This window comes from Phascolarctobacterium sp. (assembly GCF_030531065.1).
In the GTDB taxonomy this organism is placed as follows: Bacteria; Bacillota; Negativicutes; order Acidaminococcales; family Acidaminococcaceae; genus Phascolarctobacterium_A.
The window spans coordinates 130,673-148,201 of record NZ_JAUNOQ010000002.1 but is presented as its reverse complement, the minus strand read 5'-3'; the positions used below and the strand labels follow the sequence as shown (position 1 = coordinate 148,201).

The following is a 17,529-nucleotide window of genomic DNA, read 5'->3' as shown; positions in this document are numbered from 1 at the left end:
CATGAAGATTAAAAGAGCATTATTAAGCGTTTCCGATAAGACCGGCATTGTGGAGCTGGCAAAATTTTTAAGCGACAACGGCGTGGAAATTATTTCCACCGGCGGCACGATGAAGGCGATTAAGGACGCGGGCGTTCCCGTAACCTATGTCAGCGACGTGACCGGCTTCCCGGAAATTATGGACGGCCGCGTGAAAACGCTGAACCCCAAAATTCACGGCGCGATTCTGGCTGTCCGCAGCAATCCGGAGCACATGAAGGCTTTAGCCGAGCACGATATTACGCCCATCGATTTGGTGGTCGTAAATCTGTATCCGTTCCGTGAAACCGTGGCCAAACCCGGCGTGACCGAGGCGGAGGCTATTGAAAATATCGATATCGGCGGCCCGGCGATGGTGCGCGCTTCCGCAAAAAACTTTAAGGACGTGGTCGTCGTGACCTATCCCAGCCGTTATGCCGGGCTGATGGAAATGCTGCGCAAGGACGGCGACGTGGACGAGCGCACCCGCAAGGAGCTGGCGCTGGAGGCGTTTTCCCATACTGCCGAATACGACGCGATGATTAGCGAATATTTAAAGAAGCGGCTGGCTGAGTGAGGGGATAGCGAGGTAAGGATATGCGTATTTTATTGATCGGCGGCGGCGGCCGCGAGCATGCGCTGGCGTGGAAGCTGGCCCAAAGCCCCAAGGTAGAAAAGCTGTATGCGGCTCCGGGCAACCCCGGCATTGCGCAGCTCAAAAAGTGCGAATGTATCAACATCAATATTGACGATTTGGAAAGCGTAGCGGATTACGCCGAGGAAAAGAGCATCGATTTGACCGTCGTTGGCCCGGAGGCGCCGCTGGTAGCGGGGTTGGCGGACGTGTTCAAACGCCGCGGCCTGCCGGTGTTCGGCCCTTCCAAAGCTGCGGCGCAGCTGGAGGGCTCCAAGGCCTTTTCCAAGGAGCTGATGGCTAAGTATAATATTCCCACGGCTTTCTTTAAAATTTGCGAGGATATCGCTACGGCTAAGGCTTACGTTGAAGAAAAGGGCGCGCCCATCGTGGTTAAGGCCGACGGCCTGGCTGCCGGCAAGGGCGTCGTGGTAGCCATGACCAAGGAAGAAGCTTTGGCCGCTATCGACGAGATGATGGCGGACCATAAATTCGGCAACGCCGGCGCGCGTCTGGTGCTGGAGGAATATATGGAGGGCGAGGAAGCGTCGCTGCTGGCGTTCACCGACGGCAAAACCGTAGTGCCCATGATCGCCGCGCAGGACCATAAGCGCGTTTTTGACGGCGACGAGGGCCCCAACACCGGCGGCATGGGAACTTATGCGCCCGCTCCGGTGATGACGGACATTCTGCGGTTGAAGGCTACGGAGCGCATTTTAAAGCCCGTGGTCGAAGCTATGGCTGCGGAGGGTATGCCGTACCAGGGCTGCTTGTACGCCGGGCTGATGATTAAGGGCGACAGCGTGAAGGTAGTGGAGTTCAACTGCCGCTTCGGCGACCCGGAAACTCAGGTGGTGCTGCCGCTTTTGGACGGCGATTTGGCCGACATTATGCTGGCCTGCGCTACCGGCACGCTGGACAAGGCCGAGGTAGGCTGGTACGACAAGGCCGCGGTGTGCGTGGTGATGGCCAGCGGCGGTTATCCCGAAAGCTACGAAAAGGGCAAGGATATTATCGGTCTGGAGGCTGCGGCCAGCGATAAAAACGTAGTTGTGTTCCACGCCGGAACGAAGTACGAAAACGACAGCATCGTTACGGCGGGCGGCCGCGTTTTGGGCGTCACCGCCGTGGACGCTTCGATTAAGGCGGCTCGCGACCGCGCTTACAACGCCGTGGAAAAAATTAAATTTGATAAAGCTTTTTGCCGGAAAGATATTGCGTGGAGAGCGTTAAAGAGGTAAAATAGATAAAATAAATTTTTAGCAAAGGATGATGAAAGAATGGCTTTTTATTACGATGAACCTGCCCATACTTTTAGTGAGTATCTGTTAGTTCCCGGTTATTCCTCTGAAAAATGCATTCCGACTAATGTTGACCTGCGCACGCCGCTGGTTAAATTCAAAAAAGGCGAAGAGTCCGCTATTACTATGAACATCCCCATGGTATCCGCAATTATGCAGGCCGTATCCGGCGAAAAGCTGGCTATCGCTCTGTCCAAGGAGGGCGGCATTTCCTTTATTTACGGCTCCCAGTCCATCGAAGACGAGGCCGCTATGGTAGCGCGCGTTAAGGCTCACCGCGCAGGCTTTGTCAGCAGCGATTCCAACATTCGTCCCGACAGCACGCTGGCGGATATCTTAGCTTTGAAGGAGCGCACCGGCCATTCCACCGTAGCCGTTACCAGCGACGGAACTGTTAACGGTAAGCTGGAGGGCATTGTTACCAGCCGCGATTATCGCCCCAGCCGCATGGACCGCGCTACCAAGGTGCGCGATTTTATGACGCCTATCGACCAAATGATTTTCGCCGGCAAGGATACCACTCTGCAGCAGGCTAACGACATCATTTGGGAAAAGAAATTGAACACGCTGCCCATCGTCGACGACGAGGGCCGCTTGTTATACATGGTTTTCCGCAAGGACTACGCTACGCACAAGGAATATCCCTTGGAGCTGCTGGACAGCAAGAAGCGCCATATCGTCGGCGCAGGCATTAACACCCGCGATTACGCCGAGCGCGTACCGGCTTTGGTGGACGCGGGCGTGGACGTACTGTGCATCGACTCGTCCGAAGGCTACAGCGCCTGGCAGAAGCTGACGCTGGACTGGATTCGCGCACATTACGGCGACAGCGTGAAGGTTGGCGCAGGCAACGTAGTCGATGCCGACGGTTTCCGCTTCCTGGCGGAAGCAGGCGCTGACTTTGTTAAGGTCGGCATCGGCGGCGGTTCCATCTGCATTACCCGCGAGCAAAAGGGTATCGGCCGCGGCCAGGCTACGGCTTTGATTGAGGTTTGCAAGGCCCGCGACGAATATTATAAGGAAACCGGCGTTTACGTTCCCGTCTGCTCCGACGGCGGTATCGTTTACGATTACCATATGACCCTGGCTTTGGCTATGGGCGCCGACTTTATGATGTTGGGCCGTTATTTCGCCCGCTTCGACGAAAGCCCGACCAACAAGGTAAATATCAACGGCACTTATATGAAGGAATACTGGGGCGAAGGTTCTGCCCGCGCCCGCAACTGGCAGCGCTACGATATGGGCGGTGCGGCCAAGCTGTCCTTTGAAGAGGGCGTTGATTCCTACGTTCCCTATGCAGGCAGCCTCAAGGATAACGTCAACCTGACCTTGTCCAAGATCCGCTCCACCATGTGCAACTGCGGCGCGCTGAACATTGCGGAATTGCAGGCCAAGGCCAAGCTGACTCTGGTATCGGCAACCTCTCTGGTCGAGGGCGGCGCTCACGACGTGCTGCTGAAAGAAAACTCCAACAGCAGCTATCCTAAATAATAAATAACTTTTTAGCGCAGGCGAGACGTTGCAGCCTGCGCTTTGTTTCAATATTAACAGTTGCGCGGCAGGGCAAAAATATCCGCGCACGTTAGTTGACAAGCGTCTCGTTTAATTAGTATAATATTTTTCAACAACTATATATCGCCCCTAAAAGACGAGGAAGGGAAGAAGATATAATGAAGGGCCTCAGAGAGCCGCTGTTGGGTGCAAAGCGGCGCCGGTAATTATATGTATACTGATCCCGGAGTTGCCTTCCTGATATGTAGGGAAGGACGTGCGGCCACGTTACAGGCAAAGGCCTTGTTGGAGGCTAAAGGGCTGCTGCGGCGGCTGAAATAGGGTGGTACAGCGTGGATTTTCCCCGCCCCTAGTTATTAAAAAACTATGGGGCGGGTTATTTTATTGGAGGAATACAGTATGCAGCAAGAAAAAAAATACGTGCCCTTTCAACGAGTTTCCTTACCCGACCGTCAGTGGCCGGAAAAAATAATCGAAAAAGCGCCGATCTGGTGCAGCGTGGATTTGCGCGACGGCAATCAGGCTTTAGTAACGCCCATGGGCATTGACGAAAAGCTGAAATTTTTCCACACGCTGGTGGACGTAGGCTTTAAGGAAATAGAAGTAGGCTTTCCTTCGGCTTCCGAAACGGAATACGAAATCCTGCGCACTCTTATCGAAGGCCGCCACATTCCCGACGACGTAACGGTGCAGGTGCTGGTGCAGGCCCGCGAGGAGCTGATCCGCAAAACTTTTGAGGCCGTGCGCGGCGCGAAAAACGTCATCATCCATTTTTACAATTCCACTTCGATCTTGCAGCGCAAGGTAGTGTTCGGCAAGGACATGGACGGCATTACGGAAATCGCCGTGCAGGGGGCGCGTTTGATTCGCCAGCTGACGGAGGAAGAGGTAGCCCGCAGCGGCATGAATATCCGCTACGAATATTCTCCCGAAAGCTTCACCGGGACGGAAATCGATTTTTCCATTGCCATCTGCGAAGCGGTTATGCGGGAAATGGGCGCGACTAAGGAAAATCCCATCATTCTCAATCTGCCGTCGACGGTGGAAATGTGTACGCCCAATACTTATGCCGACCAAATCGAATACTTCTGCCGCCATATGCATAATCGCGAGGCGGCCGTCATCAGCATCCATCCGCATAACGACCGCGGCACCGGCGTCGCTTCCGCCGAGCTGGCGCTGATGGCGGGCGCGGACCGCATCGAGGGCACGCTGTTCGGCAACGGCGAGCGCACAGGCAATCTGGATATCGTGACGGTGGCTTTGAATATGTTCACCCAGGGCGTGGACCCCAAGCTGGATTTTTCGCATATTCTGGATATCAAAAAGATTTATGAAGAGTGTACGAAAATGCACGTGCCCGAACGCCAGCCCTACGCCGGCGAGCTGGCCTTCACCGCTTTTTCCGGCTCGCATCAGGACGCTATCCGCAAGGGCTACGAGTTTATGAAAAACAGCGGCACGGAATATTGGGAGGTGCCTTACCTGCCCATCAATCCCGCCGATTTGAACCGCGAATATGAGCCCGTTATCCGCATTAACAGCCAGTCCGGCAAGGGCGGCGCGGCCTTCGTGCTGCAGCACGCCGTGGGCTATAATCTGCCGAAGGAAATGCATCCCGAATTCGGCAATATCGTTAAGGCGGCGGCCGACGCTTACGGCGACGAGCTGAGCAGCCAGCAAATCGTCGACTTGTTCCAAAAGGAATATCTCGACCGCGTCGGCAAATATATGCTGCTGCGTCACCGTTTCACCGAATTGCACGAGCCCGACGGCAGCGTCCACAGCCGTTTTGAAGGCGCGATAAGCATTAACGGGCAGGAACGCCATATTGTCGGCGTGGGCAACGGCCCCATCGACTCCTTCTTCCAGGCGTTGGCGGGAGTGGGCGTTACGGGCTACGGCTTCGTCAATTACCACGAGCACGCTATTTCCCGTGGCAGCGACGCGCTGGGCATCTGCTATATCGAGCTCAGGAAGCCGAACAGCGAGCATATCTTCGGCGCGGGCATCCATTCCAATATCAACGTGGCGGCGCTTTTGGGCATCATCTGCGCCATCAACAGAGCGGAAGAATAAAAAATATACGCAATGCCGAATGCAGGCAAATTAAAGCTCAAAAAACTCAAGGGACGGTCGCAGCCGTCCCTTTTTGATCTAATATAGGCGCAAATTTCCTCCGCGCGCAGCATCTCCGCAAAATTTCCCTTCGCTCCACTGTGCGCAGGCCGAGCGGTTAGATAATATTTTTAATTCATATGCCAAACTCCCTGGCTAAAATAGCGTCGACTTCTGCGGCAGAATACGCTCCTTGTTTTAGCGATTCCCATCCTTTTGTTAATTCAGCGTCCAGCTCTTCGCGGCTCAAGCCGCCGACAGCCGTAGGCTTTTTCGCCGGGAGTTTTAATTCTAACGGCAATCCCCTGGTCAAAACAATTTGGCTGTAAAACATTTGGATAGCGCTGGCAGGGGTAATGCCTAACTGTTGCAGGATTTGTTCCGCGTTTTCTTTTAAATTAGTATCAATGCGAGCGTAAAGAGCAGTAGTGCTTGCCATAAGTTATCACTCCTTTTAGCTAAAGTTTAGCAGATTTCATCTGTGCTTGCAAGCAATTGCAAGCAAGATAAATCTTCCGGCTTAAATTTTTCCAACCGCGCAGCATCTCCGCAAAATTTCCCAATGGAATTCTTCTTTTTGTCAATTATGAGAACTATTTTACGGCGGCAGGAAAAAACAGGTATGTTCACGAATATAATTACCGTTATACTTTGTATGTCGACGACGAAAGGAGCAACGCAATGAAAAAATTTGTCAAACAATATTTGGCGGACCATTACGAGGACTACGTTAAGGATTTGGCAACGCTGACCAATATCGATTCGGGCAACGGCGACCGCGAGGGCACGGAGCGCGCCAATAAATTTGTGGCGCAAAAAATGGAGGCTCTCGGCGCGGCGACGGAGTTTCGTTATAACGACCGCGCCTGCCATCTGATTTCCCGCTTGCGGGGCAAGGGCAAGTACACGATTCTGCTGGTAGCCCACGTGGATACGGTTTTCAAGAAGGGCGAGGCTGCCCGCCGCCCCTTCCGCGTCGATGAAAACAATTTTGCCTGGGGCCCCGGCGTGGGCGACGACAAGGCTACGGTGGTAGAGGTTATCTACGGCCTGGCGGCGCTGAAGGCGGCAGGCTTCGATAATTTTAAAGAGATTATTTATTACACGAACGGCGAGGAGGAGGGCGGCTCCAAAACTGCGGAGGCCATCGTAGCCGAGCTGAGCCAACAGTCCGATTTCGCCATTATCATGGACGTGGCGCGTCCTAATTGGGGCATTGTTACCCAGCGCAAGGGCAACGCTAAGTACCGCGTAGAGGTAACGGGCATAGGCGGGCATCACGGCAACGCTTCCCAGGAGTGCGCCAACGCTATTCATCAGCTGGCTTATACCATTACCGAGCTGCACAAGCTGGCCAGCCCCATGCCCGGCAATCCGGCGGATTTTACGGCGGAGGCGCTCAAGATGCGCGGCATTGTGGACGCAGGCCAGTTCATCCCGCAGAATACGGTCAACGTGGGCGTTATCGGCTCCACGAACGATAAGATCAGCGTGATTCCCGGCGACGCCTTCTGCGAGGTCAATATCCGCTGCTTCACCATCGAGGAGCAGCAGCGCATCGACGCCGCGGTGAAGGCTTTGGCGAATAAAATCGTCATTCCCGGCACTACGGTAAAAATTAGCGGCGGCATCGTGACCGGCCCCATGCAGAAAACTGCCCGGGCGCAGAAAATGGTGGACGTTTACAAGCGCATCGTGAAGGAAGAATTCGGCGGCGAAGTCAGCGAATGGGTGGCGGGCGGCCTGACGGACGGCAACCGCACCGCTAAATTTGTGCCGACGCTGGACGCTTTGGGCGTAGAAAATTACGACGAGCATACGGACCACGAATCCGTGGATTTGAACACGGCCGTTCCCAGAACGGCGGCCTTCGCTTTAACGCTGGCCGAGCTGGCGGAGGTTTTTTAAACGGCGACAGATTTATAAATTGCTAATGTCGAGCAGGCTCCCGGCTTACGGTCGGGAGCTTTGCTTATCAACTTTTCGCTTCGGGTAACGAATCGTTACTCGAAACAAATGTTTGAATTGATTTCAAGGTAAAATTTTATGACGGCAGAGACTTTTCATGGTATAATGTAATAGTTAAATTTTTTGTGATAAGGTGTGATCTGATGTCGAAAAAAAGTAATAAATACGCCGGCTATAATCCCGGCGAGGTGTACGACCCCACAGGCATGAATCAATATTTGGGCCTGGGCCGTCCGATTGATTTTGCCAATAAGGTGACTAAGGCCGCCATGATGTGCGCCGTTTTTATTTCCGTTGCCGTTACGCTGTGGAAATCTGCGGAGGGCATGGAGTCCGGCGCTGCCGTCTTGACGGCGGTGGGCGCGGCTTTGGGCTTTCTGCTGTGCTATATGATCGCGCAGGAGTTGGACCCCGACCGCCAGCTGGGCGGTATTATCGGCGGCGGCCTGACGCTGGCAGGCTATCACTTTTTGGGCGAGGGCAATATTTTAGTTTTGCTGTGGCTGCTGTTCGTGCTGCGCATGCTCAACCGCAGCTCCGGCGACCGTCACCGTCTGGCGGATAACGTCATCATCATCGGCTCGGCCGTGTGGCTGGGCAAGCAGGGCTTTTGGGTTTACCCGCTGCTGACGGGCGCGGCCTATGTGCTGGAAAGCCAGATTCAGGGCGGCTATTTCCGCAGCCTGTACCTGGCGGGCGTGTCCCTGGCCGGTTTGATTATCGCCGAATACAGCAAGCAGCCCAATATTTTATCCATGCCGTATATTTATATTATGTGCGCCGCGTTTATTTTGTATCTGCCGGAAATCCGCGTAGCGGTATTTACTCAGGCCAAGGGCGATAAGAACGGCAGGCGTTTGCTGCCGCGCCGCTTGCAGACCATGATGGGATATTTCCTTATGGTGCTGTTCAGCCTGACCTTCCTGCACGGCGACGGCGCGGGCCAGCAGCTTTTGCCTGCGGCTATGGCGGCCATCGGCTGCGGCGCGTACCTGTTAGTGGCTTTGCTGCGCCATCAGGTAGCTTTCAAAAAATATTGATTGGGAGGATATGACCATGAGTGAAAACAGAAAAATTAAATTTACGACTAACAAAGGCGTTTTTGTAGCGGAAATGTTTGAGGACAAAGCGCCGCTGACTACGAAAAATTTTATCGATTTGACAGAAAAGGGCTTTTATGACGGCGTTATTTTCCACCGCGTCATCGACGGCTTTATGATTCAGGGCGGCGACCCCACCGGTACGGGCATGGGCGGCCCCGGCTATCACATTAAGGACGAGTTCGGCGAGGGCTTGAAGCATGACGACGAGGGCGTTCTGTCCATGGCTAACGCGGGCCCCAACACCGGCGGCAGCCAATTCTTTATTACCCTGGCTCCCACTCCCTGGCTGAATGGTCACCACGCTATTTTCGGCAAAATCGTCGAGGGTATGGACGTTGTGCGTTTAATCGGCGTAGTGCCGACGGATTTCCGCGATCGTCCGCGCGAAGCGGTAATTATGGAAAAGGTTGAGGTTGTAAAATAAATGGCGGCTTACGTATATATGCTGCGCTGCAAGGACGGCAGCCTATATACCGGCTGGACTAACGACGTGGCCCGTCGCCTGGCAATGCACGAGTGCGGTAAGGGCGCAAAATATACCCGCGGACGCGGGCCGCTGACTTTGGCCTACGTGGAGGAGCTGCCGGATAAGGAAAGCGCCATGAAGCGCGAATGCGCGGTGAAGGGCTTGCCCCGCGCCGGCAAGCTGGCCTTGTGCGCGGCCTGGGCGGAGCGGCGGACGAGCTGAATTTTTCAAGCGAAGCCGGCTGTGTTTTTTACAGCCGCAGCTTGAAAACGAAAATTTCAGCGTTAAGTTGCGCTTGCTTTTTTTAACGCGGCTGACAATTGGCAATTTATTACGAAGGGGCTGTCGCATTGACGAAAATAAATCGTCTAATGCGACGGCCCCTTCTTTTACTTTCATTTTACATACTCTTGTTTCGGATTTAACATTCTTCCTTTACAATAAAGATAGTTCAAAATTTATTGTATTAATGGAGGCATGAAAAGTATGAAATTGAAAAAGATTTTGGCCGTGGGCATGATTTCTTTGCTGGCGGCAGCGGCTTTAACCGGCTGCGGCGGCGAAAAGAAAAACGCCGACAGCGGCAAGAAAGTACAGATTGAATATTGGCACGTAGCTGCCGAAAGCTTTGGCGGCGCTACGGTAAAAGAACTGGTAGCCGATTTTAATAAAACGCATCCGAACATTGAAGTTGTAGAAAAATATAATCCCGATATGTACAAGGGCCTGACGCAGAATTTGCAGGCAGCGATGGCTTCCGGCAAAAATCCCGACGTGGTGCAAATGGGCTACTCCTTCCTGAACTACGCTGCGGAAAATTTGAAGTACACCGATTTGAACGTGGCCTTTAAGGAAGCGGGCGACGCTAATTTTATGCAGGACAACTTCCTGCCCAACGTCTTGAAGCTGGCGCAGACCGAGGACGGCAAACAGATTGGCCTGCCCTATTCCGTCAGCGTGCCGGTACTGTTTTATAATCCGGAAATTTTTCAAAAAGCAGGCTTAGACGCCAATAAACCGCCGCAAACCTGGGACGAGGTTATGGCGGCCGCTAAGCAGATTAAAGAAAAAACCGGTAATATGGGCTTCTTTATGCAGGAATACGCCGATAACTGGACGCAGCAGGGCTTGATCGAGTCCAACGGCGGCCAGATGCTGAAAAAAGTAAACGGCAAAACCGTAGCCGGTTTCGATACGCCGGAAGCGGCGCAGGCTTACCAGATGCTGGCCGATATGGTGAAGGACGGCAGCGGGCTGCACGCTACCAATGAAGAAGGCTTTCAGGCTTATCTGAGCGGCAAGCTGGGCATGGTCTGCACTACTATCGGTAAGCGCGCCAATTTTGAAAAGGCCGCTAAGTTTAACGTAAAGGCCGCTCCTTTCCCGGCGTTTAACGGCAAAGAGGTTAAGATTCCCGCAGGCGGCAATTTCCTAATGGTTTTCTCCAAGGACGCCGCAAAGCAAAAAGCTGCCGTAGAATTTATTAAATATCTGGAATCTCCTGCAGCCTTGGCTAAGTGGAGCACGGGCACGGGCTATCTGCCGCCGCGCAAGGGCGTAGCCGACGATCCGCAGGGCTTCAAGAAGCTGGCGGATGAAAACCCCAATATTAAAATGGCTTTGGAGCAGATGGCTAAGGTGACGAAATGGGCCAGCTTCCCCGGTGCCAACGGCTTGCAGGCCGAGCAGCTTTTGATTGACGCCCGCGATATTATCCTCAGCGGCAAAATGACTGCTGCCGACGCGCTGCACCAAACCGCTGAAAAAATCAATAAGCTGCTGTAAAAGATTGCTGCTTTCCCCTCGCAGTTGTTTTCAATAAGCGTTTTGTTTAGGAATGCCGCCTCGCGCGGCGTTCTTTTTATAACCGTTTAGCCCGTAAAAGGAGATATCATGAATAAGAATAACCGCGAAGCCGCGTTATATCTGCTGCCGGCGGCGCTGCTGTTTGTAATATTTTATTACTGGCCCCTGCTGCAGAATATTTATTTAAGCTTTTTTTCCTGGAATATGGTCAGCCCGCAGATGACTTTTGTGGGACTGGAAAATTTTACCGCGATTTTATTTTCTGCCGAGCTGCTGAAAATTTTGCTGAATACGGCGCTGTTTGTGGCGATTATGCTGGCGCTGAATTTTGTGCTGCCCTATGTTTATTCCTATATTTTAGGTCATGTGGTGCGGCGCTTTACCGCTTTCTACCGTTCGGCGCTGTTTTTACCGTCCACTTTGTCCTTGGCGGTGGCCAGCATTCTTTTTCTGTGGATTTATAATCCGCTGGCCGGGCCGCTGCATATTGTGCTGAGCTGGTTTTCTTTAGGCTCGCCGCGCTGGTTCAAAGAGGATTATCTGGTAATTTTCGCTATCTGTACGATTATCGGCTGGAAAGTTTTCGGCTACAATTTAATCGTCATGCTGGCGGCTATGGTGGCGGTTCCTAAAGAGATGATTGAAGCGGCCAGATTGGAAAACGCTTCTAACTGGGTAATTTTCAAAAAAATTATTTTACCCATGACTTCGTCCACGGCGATTTACGTTTTTACTATCACCGTGGTTTTTGGCCTGCAATATGTGCTGGTGCCTGTGAATATGCTGACGCAGGGCGGCCCCGACCAAGGCAGCTCTAATCTGGTGTATATCATTTATCAGTACGCCTTTACTTTTTTCCAGACGGGGCGCAGCGCCGCTTACGCTGTGATTACGATGGTCTGCTACCTGCTGTTCCTGTTATTCAAGAGCAAGTATTTGGAAAAGAAGGTGTACTATGAAAACTAAACTGCAAGGCTGGCGTGAAGAAATTCTTTGGCACGGGCTGCTGCTTATCGCGGTTTTTCTAATGCTGTGGCCCATCGTTTTTATGCTGTCCACTTCACTGAAGGATTTGAACCAGGTTTTTGAATCGACGCTGAACCCTTTGCCGTGGCCGCCGACATTGAGCAATTATCTGAACGTGCTGGAGGGCTTTCCGCTGCTGACATATATTTGGAACACTTTCTTCATTGCGGCCGTCGTTACGGCGAGCAAGGCGCTGACCAGCGTGCTGGCGGCTTTCGCCTTTGTCTATTACGATTTTAAATATAAAGAAACGATTTTCAACGGCATGCTGCTGACATTTTTTATTCCCGTTACCGTGCTGGTGATGCCCAATTATCTGCTGATGGCGAAGCTGGGACTTTTGGATACGCCTTACGGCGTTATGCTGCCGGGGTTGGCCGACGGCATGGGTATTTTTTTGATGCGGCAGACCATGCGCAGCATTCCCAAACCGTTGCTGGAGGCCGCGATTTTAGACGGCGCCAAGCCGTGGCAGGTGCTGACGAAAATTGTCGCGCCGCTGATTAAGCCGTCGGTACTGGCGATTGCGATTCTCTTTTTTATTAACAGCTGGAACGAATATTTCTGGCCGCTGCTGATTTTGCAGGACAAGGCTAACCTGACGCTGCCGTTAGCGCTGCAAATGTTTATCAGCGCGGAGGGCGGCAGCGAGTGGGGCGTGGCGATGGCGGTGGCGACGCTGACCAGCTTGCCGCCGCTGGCGCTGTATATTTTCTGCCAGAAATTTATTATCAATACGTTTATGCAGGCGGGCGTGAAAGGATAAAGCTATGGATAATGCAGTCAAAGACAACGAATACAGTATAATTTTTTCCCATGTTAATAAATCTTACGGCAAGACGGAAGTCATTAAAGATTTAAATTTAGAAATTAAGCGGGGCGAGCGCCTGATACTTTTGGGGCCGTCCGGCTGCGGCAAAACGACGACTCTGCGCATGATCGCCGGCTTTGAAGAAATTTCCGGCGGGCAATTATTTATGGGCGGCCGGGTGGTCAACGACGTAGCGCCCGGCGAGCGCAATATCGCGATGGTTTTCCAAAGCTACGCTTTGTTCCCGCACATGACGGTATGGGAAAATATTACCTTCGGCCTGCAGCTGCAAAAGCTGCCGCCGAGGGAAATTGAGTCCCGCGCCCGTCAGGCTATGGAAATTTTGCACCTTGCAGGCTACGAAAATAAAAAGACCCACGAGTTGAGCGGCGGCCAAAAGCAGCGCGTTGCTCTGTGCCGCGCTTTAGTGAAGCAGTCGCCCTACTTTTTGCTGGACGAGCCTTTATCAAATCTGGACGCCAAGCTGCGGCAGAGAGCGCGGACGGAACTGGTGAAGCTGCACGAAATGTTTAAGCCGACTATGGTCTACGTTACTCACGACCAAATCGAAGCTATGACTGTGGCGCACCGTATTGCGGTTATGCATCAGGGATGCATTCAGCAAATCGATACGCCGTATAATATTTATCATCACCCGGCTAATACCTTTGTCGCCGGGTTTATCGGCTCGCCGGCTATGAATATTCTGCCTGCCGACGTTTTGAACGGCATGCTGATTGCAGGGCAATGCGCTGTGCGGCTGCCTCAGGATAAGCTGGAGCTTATCGGCCCGCGCAATAAGGTTTTGTTCGGCCTGCGTCCGGAGGCTTGCCAGGCGCGCTTTGATAGTGGTATGATAAACGGTAAGGCGGATTTCGTTGAAAACACCGGTAATTTGAAAACAGCCGCGCTGCATTTGGCGGACGGTTCTGTTTTTTATCTGCAATGCAGCGACCCCGGCGTCGATTTACAAGCTGTGCGCGGCTTTGATTTTGCCTGGGAGAACGTGTGCCTGTTTGATGCGGATACGGGAATCAATTTGGAGCTGGGAGGTAAGTAAATGCGCTTTGAGGTCAGCGACCTGCTGTTTGCAGGCTTTACAAAAAATGCTTTGCGTTCTTTGCCGCCGGAATACGGCATTGAATTTTTTTACGAATTTGGCAAGGACTATTACTGGGATGAAGAGACGGCCGCCTGGGGGCGGCGGGAGCTGTCCATCCACGGCCCCTGCGTGGCCGTTAATCTGGCCGACGCCGACGATAAGCATTATTTGACGGCTTTTAAAGCGACGCTGGCTTATGCGGCCAAAATTAACGCGGGCTTTGTGGTGGCGCATACTAACGAAGGCTGGCGGGGCGCTAAGCTTCAGACGCAGCTGCTGGTACAGCGCCGTTTAGGCGAACTGCTGGAGCTGGCCGCTGAATGTAATGTGCGGCTGCTCATTGAAAACGTGGGCCTGCGGACGAAGGGCAACGTGCTGTTTGACTTTGAAGAATATCTGGCGCTGTTTAAAACTTTTCCACAAGCGGGCGCGCTGCTGGATACAGGTCACGCCCATGTCAACGGCTGGGATTTGGCGCAGACGGTGCGGGCTTTGGGCACGCGGCTGGAGGCCTGCCATATTCACGATAACAGCGGCGCGGGGGACGAGCATTTGCCGGTAGGACGGGGAACTATCGACTGGCAGGCTTACTTTGCCGCCGTAAAAGAGTATGCGCCCCAGGCGGCGCAGGTGCTGGAATACAGCTGCGGCTTTGACGGAACGGAAGCGCTGGCGCGGCACATCGCCGAACTGAAGGAAGCGTACAAATTATAAATATATAATAATGAAGAAAAGGAGCTGGCGCAGCGCGTCGGCTCTTGTTTTTTGTCGTTAGAAACTTCTTCGAAGCAAAAGTTTATGGTATTGATTCTATAAACTTGAAATTTTTGAGAGTTTATGTTATTGTTTTAAGTGAAGGGGGGTCTCCTTTATGAAAAAAACTGCTTTGCGTAAACGAGATCTATATTTGAAGCGTCTTATAGCGTTTCAGGATACTGAAATGATTAAAGTCGTCACCGGTATACGCCGTTGTGGTAAGTCCAGCTTGATGAAGCTGATGGCAGAGCATTTGCGGGATACCGGAGTGACGGAGGAACAAATTATCGAAATCAATTTTGAGTCTATGACTATTCCCGATATGGATGCGAGAGGCTTTTATGAATATATTAAAGCGCGCGTTTGTCCGAAGAAACGCACTTACCTTTTTTTTGATGAGGTGCAGCAGGTGTCCGGCTGGGAAAAGGCGGTCAATGCATTTCGGGTTGATTTTGATTGCGATATATATATTACAGGTTCCAATGCTTATTTGCTTTCTTCCGAGCTTTCCACTTACCTTTCCGGACGCTATGTGGAGATCAAGATGCTGCCCTTATCATTTAAGGAATTTTTGGAATTTCATGGATATATCCTGACAGAACGAAGGTCGCCGGCCGGAGGCGTCAAAAAGAGAATAACGGATATGAACGGCGAAACCTATGAGGTCAAAGAGCTGTTTGACGCTTATGTGAAATTTGGCGGCATGCCGATGCTGGCGGACGTAGGCTTGGAAATCGATAAGGTAGCAGCGGCTTTAGACGGCGTGTATTCTGCGGCTGTGGTCAACGATATCTTGGAACGGGAAAAGAGAAAAGGGCAGAGAAATATTACTAACCCGGTACTGTTGAGAAAAATTATTTTATTTTTGGCCTACAATATTGGCAATAATACTTCCGCTACGTCTATTGGCAATACTTTAGTCAACGAGGGGCTTTTGGCGAACGGAGCTCGCAAGACGAAGCCTGCCGTACAAACGATTCAGGCGTATATTGAAGCGCTGACAGAAGCCTATATTTTTTATGAAATCAAGCGCTTTGATATTAAGGGTAAGGAATACCTGCGTACGCTTGGCAAATATTATATTGTGGATATTGGCTTGCGAAATTATCTTTTGGGGTATCGTGATGGCGACAGCGGACATATTTTGGAGAATATCATTTATTTTGAATTGCTGCGCCGTGGTTATGATGTGGCTATAGGGAAAATAGACAATCAGGAGGTTGACTTTATCGCTACCAAAGCGGACGAGAAAAAATATATCCAGGTCACTGAATCGATGAACGCTCCGGAAACGCGGGAACGGGAGCTAAGCCCGTTGCGTAAAATTCGAGACAGCTACGAAAAAATTGTTATTGCTTTGGATTGCGAATTTATTCAGACACAGGACGGAATAAAAATAATCAGAGCGTTGGATTTTTGTTTGGACTAAACGCAGCGCGTCGGCTCTTGTTTTTTAGTCAAAGTGGATTATAATAAAAGTAAGTATGAGCAGCGTTTGACAGTATGGGAGGTGCGCTATGCGAAAGTCAGGCAGAATATGTTTGCTGTTATTATCTTTATTACTGTGGGTTGCTTCGGCGGCTGCTGCTGTGCCGAACGTCAGTCGGGAGTATATCGATAAATATTTTACGACTGTCGCGGCGGCGTCGTGCTTGGGCGTATATTTGCCGGACAGCTCTACGGAATTCAGCTATCTGCGCAGCTACGGCTGGGAGCTGGCGCCGCAAACTTATGCGGAAGACAAAGTGGAAACTAATTTCATTATCGCCCGCAATTATTTTCCTGAGCTGCAGAAGCGCGTTTTTTTAGTCACATTTCGCGGCAGCGCCAGCAAAAAGGATTGGGGCGTCAACCTGCAAACGCAGAAGGTAAATTTTGGCGGCGCGGATTTGGCTGCGATGGAGGCCCTGGCCGCGAAGCCTTTGCGGGAAAAGGCGCCGGCCGTACACGAGGGCTTCAACAGCTATGTGAACGCGGTGCTGCGCAGTTCCGTGCTGGATGAAGCCGGTAAGCTCAAAGGCGTGTTTAAAGCGGCGGCGGAGGACGGCGACGCTTACCTTGTTTTGTCGGGGCACAGCTTGGGCGGCGCGGCGGCGACGCTGCTGGGCGAGCGTCTGGTGAGCCTGGGCTTGCCCAAGGATAAATTTACCATCGTTACCTTTGGCGCTCCTGCCGTGGGCAACGAGGAATTTGTGCAGGAATACGGCGCGGCTGTTAATTTGCTGCGCATTACCAATACTGCCGACCCGGTGCCAGGCAGCCTGCAAACTTTTTTCGGCGGCTATAAGCAGTTCGGGCGGCATATTAAATACAGATTGTCGCCTAAATTGAGCAGCATGCAGCACGATATGGCGATGTATTTTGATTACAGCGTCAGCGAATTGTATGAGGCGTTTGATAAAGAGGTGGCGCAGGGACATCTGTATCCTGCGCCGGATACGAAAATAACCAGGGACGAACCGGTGGTGGCGCTGTGGATCAACGAAGCCGCGCGCTTGCATAAGGTGGCGACGGTTGTGGATTTGAAACGCTTCCTGACCGACGAGTATAAGCGGATGCTGCCGTCCTATGTAGTGATGGACAAAGCGCTGGGACAGGAGGCCTATGCGGAGCAGGATCTTGTGCAGCTGAGCCGTTATGCGGGCGCGGATTACGTTTTGATTTGCGGCATCGACGGCAGCCGTCAGCGCAACGACAGCGGCTGGTATTTAACCTTGGAGCAGGCGCTGTTCGATAAGCAGGGGCGGATGCTGTCTATGAGCAGCTTGGGGCGTAAGGTAGCGCCGGGCGCGGGCAATATTCAGGCGGCCGGTGAAAATCTGGTGGACGCCGGGCGGGAGCTGCATAAGCAGCTGCCTTTCGTACTTTTGCAGCACGAAGCGCGTTTGTCGCAGGAATAAATGGGGGA

General features: G+C 52.3%; 16 protein-coding genes and 1 other annotated feature. Of the genes, 15 read left to right on the top strand and 1 reads right to left on the bottom strand.

What is annotated here, in order from left to right:
• The first annotated feature begins 1 nt into the window (after position 1).
• The 4 genes from Q4E64_RS01925 to leuA all read left to right on the top strand — a co-directional run bounded on the left by Q4E64_RS01925 (position 2) and on the right by leuA (position 5,544).
• The gene (locus Q4E64_RS01925; RefSeq protein ID WP_303165971.1) at positions 2-595 is read left to right on the top strand and encodes an IMP cyclohydrolase; all 594 of its coding nucleotides are present in this window, start codon (positions 2-4) and stop codon (positions 593-595) included.
• A 20-nt stretch (positions 596-615) separates the two neighbouring features.
• Entirely contained in the window at positions 616-1,893 is a 1,278-nt protein-coding gene (purD, locus tag Q4E64_RS01920; RefSeq protein ID WP_303165970.1) for a phosphoribosylamine--glycine ligase, read from the top strand.
• Between the two features lie 39 nt (positions 1,894-1,932).
• A complete protein-coding gene (locus Q4E64_RS01915) occupies positions 1,933-3,444 on the top strand; it encodes an IMP dehydrogenase (RefSeq protein WP_303165969.1) in 1,512 nt (503 codons plus the stop codon).
• A gap of 151 nt (positions 3,445-3,595) precedes the next feature.
• Positions 3,596-3,819: a binding site (T-box leader), on the top strand.
• A 45-nt stretch (positions 3,820-3,864) separates the two neighbouring features.
• On the top strand, positions 3,865-5,544 hold the full coding sequence (gene leuA, locus Q4E64_RS01910; RefSeq protein ID WP_303165968.1) for a 2-isopropylmalate synthase: 1,680 nt from the start codon (positions 3,865-3,867) through the stop codon (positions 5,542-5,544).
• A 175-nt stretch (positions 5,545-5,719) separates the two neighbouring features.
• On the opposite strand, the gene Q4E64_RS01905 is transcribed toward leuA, so the two are convergent.
• The gene (locus tag Q4E64_RS01905) at positions 5,720-6,022 is read right to left on the bottom strand and encodes a type II toxin-antitoxin system RelB/DinJ family antitoxin (RefSeq protein ID WP_303165967.1); all 303 of its coding nucleotides are present in this window, start codon (positions 6,020-6,022) and stop codon (positions 5,720-5,722) included.
• 242 nt (positions 6,023-6,264) lie between these two features.
• On the opposite strand from Q4E64_RS01905, the gene Q4E64_RS01900 reads away from it, so the two are divergent.
• From Q4E64_RS01900 to Q4E64_RS01850, 11 genes are all read left to right on the top strand, one after another.
• Positions 6,265-7,491, top strand: coding sequence for a M20/M25/M40 family metallo-hydrolase (locus tag Q4E64_RS01900; protein WP_303165966.1), 1,227 nt, complete (start codon positions 6,265-6,267; stop codon positions 7,489-7,491).
• Between the two features lie 203 nt (positions 7,492-7,694).
• A complete protein-coding gene (locus tag Q4E64_RS01895; protein WP_303165965.1) occupies positions 7,695-8,591 on the top strand; it encodes a hypothetical protein in 897 nt (298 codons plus the stop codon).
• Positions 8,592-8,607: 16 nt separating this feature from the next.
• Positions 8,608-9,078, top strand: a complete 471-nt coding sequence (locus tag Q4E64_RS01890) for a peptidylprolyl isomerase (RefSeq protein ID WP_293729612.1) — start codon at positions 8,608-8,610, stop codon at positions 9,076-9,078.
• A complete protein-coding gene (locus tag Q4E64_RS01885; RefSeq protein WP_303165964.1) occupies positions 9,079-9,342 on the top strand; it encodes a GIY-YIG nuclease family protein in 264 nt (87 codons plus the stop codon).
• Positions 9,343-9,606: 264 nt separating this feature from the next.
• Positions 9,607-10,905: an ABC transporter substrate-binding protein gene (locus tag Q4E64_RS01880; RefSeq protein ID WP_303165963.1), complete on the top strand. Its 1,299-nt coding sequence runs from the start codon at positions 9,607-9,609 to the stop codon at positions 10,903-10,905.
• Between the two features lie 108 nt (positions 10,906-11,013).
• Entirely contained in the window at positions 11,014-11,892 is an 879-nt protein-coding gene (locus tag Q4E64_RS01875) for a carbohydrate ABC transporter permease (RefSeq protein ID WP_303165962.1), read from the top strand.
• Complete coding sequence (locus tag Q4E64_RS01870) at positions 11,882-12,718, top strand: carbohydrate ABC transporter permease (protein ID WP_303165961.1); 837 nt, start codon at positions 11,882-11,884, stop codon at positions 12,716-12,718. The genes Q4E64_RS01875 and Q4E64_RS01870 overlap by 11 nt, the downstream gene beginning before the upstream one ends.
• Positions 12,719-12,722: 4 nt before the next feature.
• Positions 12,723-13,823, top strand: a complete 1,101-nt coding sequence (locus Q4E64_RS01865; RefSeq protein WP_303165960.1) for an ABC transporter ATP-binding protein — start codon at positions 12,723-12,725, stop codon at positions 13,821-13,823.
• The gene (locus Q4E64_RS01860) at positions 13,824-14,579 is read left to right on the top strand and encodes a sugar phosphate isomerase/epimerase (protein ID WP_303165959.1); all 756 of its coding nucleotides are present in this window, start codon (positions 13,824-13,826) and stop codon (positions 14,577-14,579) included.
• 157 nt (positions 14,580-14,736) lie between these two features.
• Positions 14,737-16,050, top strand: a complete 1,314-nt coding sequence (locus tag Q4E64_RS01855) for an ATP-binding protein (protein WP_303165958.1) — start codon at positions 14,737-14,739, stop codon at positions 16,048-16,050.
• A gap of 88 nt (positions 16,051-16,138) precedes the next feature.
• A complete protein-coding gene (locus Q4E64_RS01850; RefSeq protein WP_303165957.1) occupies positions 16,139-17,521 on the top strand; it encodes a lipase family protein in 1,383 nt (460 codons plus the stop codon).
• Positions 17,522-17,529 lie beyond the last annotated feature (8 nt).

Excerpts from the sequence above, each read along its gene's own strand:
- Q4E64_RS01925 (WP_303165971.1), top strand. The coding sequence starts at position 2 with ATGAAGATTAAAAGAGCATTATTAAGCGTTTCCGATAAGACCGGCATT.
- purD (WP_303165970.1), top strand. The coding sequence starts at position 616 with ATGCGTATTTTATTGATCGGCGGCGGCGGCCGCGAGCATGCGCTGGCG.
- Q4E64_RS01915 (WP_303165969.1), top strand. The coding sequence starts at position 1,933 with ATGGCTTTTTATTACGATGAACCTGCCCATACTTTTAGTGAGTATCTG.
- leuA (WP_303165968.1), top strand. The coding sequence starts at position 3,865 with ATGCAGCAAGAAAAAAAATACGTGCCCTTTCAACGAGTTTCCTTACCC.
- Q4E64_RS01905 (WP_303165967.1), bottom strand. The coding sequence starts at position 6,022 with ATGGCAAGCACTACTGCTCTTTACGCTCGCATTGATACTAATTTAAAA.
- Q4E64_RS01900 (WP_303165966.1), top strand. The coding sequence starts at position 6,265 with ATGAAAAAATTTGTCAAACAATATTTGGCGGACCATTACGAGGACTAC.
- Q4E64_RS01895 (WP_303165965.1), top strand. The coding sequence starts at position 7,695 with ATGTCGAAAAAAAGTAATAAATACGCCGGCTATAATCCCGGCGAGGTG.
- Q4E64_RS01890 (WP_293729612.1), top strand. The coding sequence starts at position 8,608 with ATGAGTGAAAACAGAAAAATTAAATTTACGACTAACAAAGGCGTTTTT.
- Q4E64_RS01885 (WP_303165964.1), top strand. The coding sequence starts at position 9,079 with ATGGCGGCTTACGTATATATGCTGCGCTGCAAGGACGGCAGCCTATAT.
- Q4E64_RS01880 (WP_303165963.1), top strand. The coding sequence starts at position 9,607 with ATGAAATTGAAAAAGATTTTGGCCGTGGGCATGATTTCTTTGCTGGCG.
- Q4E64_RS01875 (WP_303165962.1), top strand. The coding sequence starts at position 11,014 with ATGAATAAGAATAACCGCGAAGCCGCGTTATATCTGCTGCCGGCGGCG.
- Q4E64_RS01870 (WP_303165961.1), top strand. The coding sequence starts at position 11,882 with ATGAAAACTAAACTGCAAGGCTGGCGTGAAGAAATTCTTTGGCACGGG.
- Q4E64_RS01865 (WP_303165960.1), top strand. The coding sequence starts at position 12,723 with ATGGATAATGCAGTCAAAGACAACGAATACAGTATAATTTTTTCCCAT.
- Q4E64_RS01860 (WP_303165959.1), top strand. The coding sequence starts at position 13,824 with ATGCGCTTTGAGGTCAGCGACCTGCTGTTTGCAGGCTTTACAAAAAAT.
- Q4E64_RS01855 (WP_303165958.1), top strand. The coding sequence starts at position 14,737 with ATGAAAAAAACTGCTTTGCGTAAACGAGATCTATATTTGAAGCGTCTT.
- Q4E64_RS01850 (WP_303165957.1), top strand. The coding sequence starts at position 16,139 with ATGCGAAAGTCAGGCAGAATATGTTTGCTGTTATTATCTTTATTACTG.